This window comes from Bartonella sp. CL434QHHD, from assembly GCF_042195145.1.
Lineage (GTDB): Bacteria > Pseudomonadota > Alphaproteobacteria > Rhizobiales > Rhizobiaceae > Bartonella.
Window position 1 is genome coordinate 1 of sequence record NZ_JBHINT010000052.1, and the last position, 3,541, is coordinate 3,541.

General features: G+C 39.8%; 5 protein-coding genes. All 5 read right to left on the minus strand.

What is annotated here, in order from left to right; translation table 11 throughout:
• Positions 1-97 precede the first annotated feature (97 nt).
• Positions 98-1,138, minus strand: a complete 1,041-nt coding sequence (locus ACFILN_RS08555; protein WP_375631396.1) for a tyrosine-type recombinase/integrase — start codon at positions 1,136-1,138, stop codon at positions 98-100.
• Between the two features lie 2 nt (positions 1,139-1,140).
• Complete coding sequence (locus ACFILN_RS08560) at positions 1,141-1,389, minus strand: hypothetical protein (RefSeq protein ID WP_375631397.1); 249 nt, start codon at positions 1,387-1,389, stop codon at positions 1,141-1,143.
• Positions 1,390-1,464: 75 nt separating this feature from the next.
• The gene (locus ACFILN_RS08565; RefSeq protein ID WP_375631398.1) at positions 1,465-1,920 is read right to left on the minus strand and encodes a hypothetical protein; all 456 of its coding nucleotides are present in this window, start codon (positions 1,918-1,920) and stop codon (positions 1,465-1,467) included.
• The gene (locus ACFILN_RS08570) at positions 1,917-2,459 is read right to left on the minus strand and encodes a hypothetical protein (protein WP_375631399.1); all 543 of its coding nucleotides are present in this window, start codon (positions 2,457-2,459) and stop codon (positions 1,917-1,919) included. The genes ACFILN_RS08565 and ACFILN_RS08570 overlap by 4 nt, the downstream gene beginning before the upstream one ends.
• The gene (locus tag ACFILN_RS08575; protein ID WP_375654554.1) at positions 2,456-3,304 is read right to left on the minus strand and encodes a hypothetical protein; all 849 of its coding nucleotides are present in this window, start codon (positions 3,302-3,304) and stop codon (positions 2,456-2,458) included. The genes ACFILN_RS08570 and ACFILN_RS08575 overlap by 4 nt, the downstream gene beginning before the upstream one ends.
• Between the last annotated feature and the right edge of the window lie 237 nt (positions 3,305-3,541).

Here is a 3,541-nt window from a genome sequence, read left to right on the forward strand (position 1 = left end):
CAGGTACCCCAGCCAATACTTAATTAAATCAATAGGTTATATAAAAGTTCGGGAATTTTGATTCCGTTGATTCTTTTAACTTATTTTCTACCTATCCCTAACTTTTTTGAAGTTTTTTGATTGCTTCTATTGCAAGTCGTTTTCTATCGGCTGTTTTGGTATAAAGGGATGCCATGTTATCTTCTGTCCAGCCAAAAAGCGCTTTCATTTGCGAAACTGTCGCACCAGCATTGGCTGCACGTGTTGCTGCTAATTTTCGCAATCCATGCGCTGATTTTTTAATACCTGCTGCATTACAAGCTTTACGAAACAGATTACCAAAACTTTCTTTGGTCAGTTTTTTACCTTCTTTACCGCAAATAAATGTTTCATCTCCAATAGGTCCAATTTTAAGTGTTTCTGCGAGTTCTGGCAAAATCGGGAGAAAAACATCTGTTTTAAATTGGCTCTTTTCTGTTTTTAAATGAATAATATTATCTGTTGTGATATCTTTCCAGCCGATACGAACGGCATCACCACGACGCAAGCCTGTATAAAGAAGAACATCAATCCAGACGCGTTCATGTGTACCATGTGACCAACGGTGATAATATTTGTCAATATCTTCTTCTAACCATGGTATGAACCCTTCTGCGTTAAAGGATTTTGGCGGCTTTATATTAAAAGCAGGATTTCTATTCAAAAGATCATTATCAACCGCCCAATTAAAAAGACCATTTAAAGCCGTTAAAAAATGTCTTGCCGCTGCGGGAGTCTCTCGTCTTCTTTCTACTGCGTCAAGAATGTGTTGTTTGTTTATGCTTTTATATGCACGATCACCGATATGTTTAGAAACATTATTCAGAATTCGATATTTAACTTTTTTAGTAGATTCTGATTGATTATGCCATTGCATGCTTTGTAAATACTGATGCAACAACCAATCGAAAGACCCTTCTGTGAGTCTGGTTTGTTTTATTTTCTTGGAGGAGCCATTTTGCGCTTGTTTAATAGCCAGCGTATAATTGTCAACAAACTCTTGCGTTCCATAGGTTCCTTCAATCCGAAACCGTGGTCCATGACCAATACGTACATACCATATAACTTTACCATGGCGTGTACGTTCACGAACAAGATGCGGCGGACGGCGTTTTGGCATGGCTAAAACTTTATACCGTCGACAGAACGACAAGTTTTGCTGGTCTCGTAGTCTTCTTGTTCATTTTCAAGTGGTGGAAAATCGTCAATGCTATAAGTATTATCTGTCGTTGTTGGTGTTATGGTTTTATTGATATGAATTAATAATTCCCCTGTAGGTTTGATTTCTATGAGTTCACATCCTTGTTTTTTAGCTTCTCTTAAAGCACGAGCAATAGCTGGTTGCGTGATAGTAGGTGGGCGGTGTGGCATGTTTATTCCCCTTCATTTTAGATGTAATTCACTCGTGGCGTGAATCACGCTGGTGTTAAAATTTTGTTTGTGTTGCTAGAAAGGAATGTCGTCTTTTGCTGAAGAGTCGCCGTTCTGGGCGGTCATAGTTCGTTTACAAGCTTCTGAATTATCATAAATTTTTGTATCGCCATAAATTCTTGAATCACTATCGATAACCACATTTCCATAAATTTCTACGCTTCCAAAAATATGACCTCTATATATTTTGACGTTATTATAAATTTTTGCATTTCCAAAAATCTCTGCACTATAAGCAACTTGTGCGTTATCAAAAACCTTAGCGCTATCGTAAATATTGGCAAACAAATACGCTTTGGCATCATTATAAATCCAACAATCGTTTTCATGACTTAAATTGTCTTCATGCTCTATAAAGCCGCCAAGATCACCTGCCTTTACATCTCCAAAGTCTTTCAATGCACGGATGCGGTAAAGCGTAATGTATCCCTCAAACTCAATTGTTTCATCAGTAAGTTCGTATTTTCTCATCTGGTTTTTTCTCTAGTTGAGATTCTTCTATCGTCATCAATCCAGTCGTCCCAACATACACATGCTTCACCGTAAATTTTTGCATGACCATAAATATGCGCATCACCGTAAACTTGCGCATTGCCGTAAACACGCGCCCTATCGTAAATGTGTGGCTCTTCGTAAACTTGTGCATTGCCATAAACTTCTGCATTATCAAAAACGCTAGATTCACCGCAAATATATGCATCACCGTAAACTTCTGCATGACCGTAAATGCATGGTTCATCGAAAACTTCTGCTTTACCATAAATACGAGAATTGTCGTGAACATGTGCATAACCGTAAACATGTGCATTTTCGTAAACCTTAGCATCATCATAAACACAAGCATAACCCCCAATCCAGCAATTGCCATCATGACTTAGATTGTCTTCTTTCTCGATATAGCCGCCAAGATCACCTTGCTTGACGTCCCCAAAATCTCTCAATGCACGAATGCGGCGGAGCGTTTTGCGCCCAACTTCGATTGTTTCATCAGTCAGTTCATATTTTTTCATCTGGTCTTTTCTCCAGTTGATATGGCGTTATAGTCATCAACGTGTGCGCTACGGTAAACTTCTGCATCACCGTAAACTTTTGCTTCTCCGTAAATTTCTGCCTTATCGTAAACACGTGCTTCATCGTAAATGCGTGCATCATCGTAAACTTTTGCACGCCCATGAACATGTGCATTGCCAAAAACCAAGGCATCACCAAAAACCTTGGCATAACCATAAACCTCTGCATTATGGGAAACGCATGCCTCACCGTAAACACGTGCATTGTCATAAATTTTAGCATCACCATAAATCCTTGCACTATCGCCTACATGTCCGTCTTTAATTTTTGCATTGCCATAAACTTCTGCCTTATCGGAAACGTATGCATAACCGTAAATTTCTGCATTATGGGAAACGCATGCTTCATCGTAAATGCGTGCACAACCGTAAACCTCTGCCTTACCGTAAACACGTGCTTCATCAAAAACGCGTGCACAATCGTAAACCTCTGCCCTACCGTAAACTTCTGCATCACCGTAAACTTTTGCTTCTCCATAAATTTCTGCCCTACCGTAAACGCGCGCTTCATCGTAAACGCATGCGCTCTCGTAAACATGTGCATTATCGGAAACTTTTGCTTCATCGAAAACAAGTGCATTGCCATAAACACGTGCATCTCCAAAAACACAAGCCTTATACCAAATCCAACAATTGCCCTCATGGGATAAGTTGCCTTCATGCTCTATAAGACCACCTAGGTCGTCTGCTTTAATACCACCAAAGTCTCGTAAGGCACGAATGCGGTGGAGAGTTTTGCCATCAACCTCAGTTGTTTCATCAGTAAGTTCGTATTTCTTTTCCATGGTTTATTTCCTTGATTTGCGTACAATCCACCCGTAGCGTGAAGCACGCATGTGTTGAAAGTTGTTAGGAAAGGGCGGGGGTGCTGGGAGGAGAGAGCACCCCCATATGTAAAAAATTTGCAAGTTTATTTTTTAGATGTGCTTAATTTCATATTTCCAATCAGGCAATTGAGTAAGAGCTAATGCGAGTTGTCCTCTATGACACATGCATACATTGGCTTCAAAACAGGTGATTGC

What these genes read in the sequence shown, in the direction of transcription:
- ACFILN_RS08555 (WP_375631396.1), bottom strand. Translation starts at nt 1,138, where the DNA reads ATGCCAAAACGCCGTCCGCCGCATCTTGTTCGTGAACGTACACGCCAT.
- ACFILN_RS08560 (WP_375631397.1), bottom strand. Translation starts at nt 1,389, where the DNA reads ATGCCACACCGCCCACCTACTATCACGCAACCAGCTATTGCTCGTGCT.
- ACFILN_RS08565 (WP_375631398.1), bottom strand. Translation starts at nt 1,920, where the DNA reads ATGAGAAAATACGAACTTACTGATGAAACAATTGAGTTTGAGGGATAC.
- ACFILN_RS08570 (WP_375631399.1), bottom strand. Translation starts at nt 2,459, where the DNA reads ATGAAAAAATATGAACTGACTGATGAAACAATCGAAGTTGGGCGCAAA.
- ACFILN_RS08575 (WP_375654554.1), bottom strand. Translation starts at nt 3,304, where the DNA reads ATGGAAAAGAAATACGAACTTACTGATGAAACAACTGAGGTTGATGGC.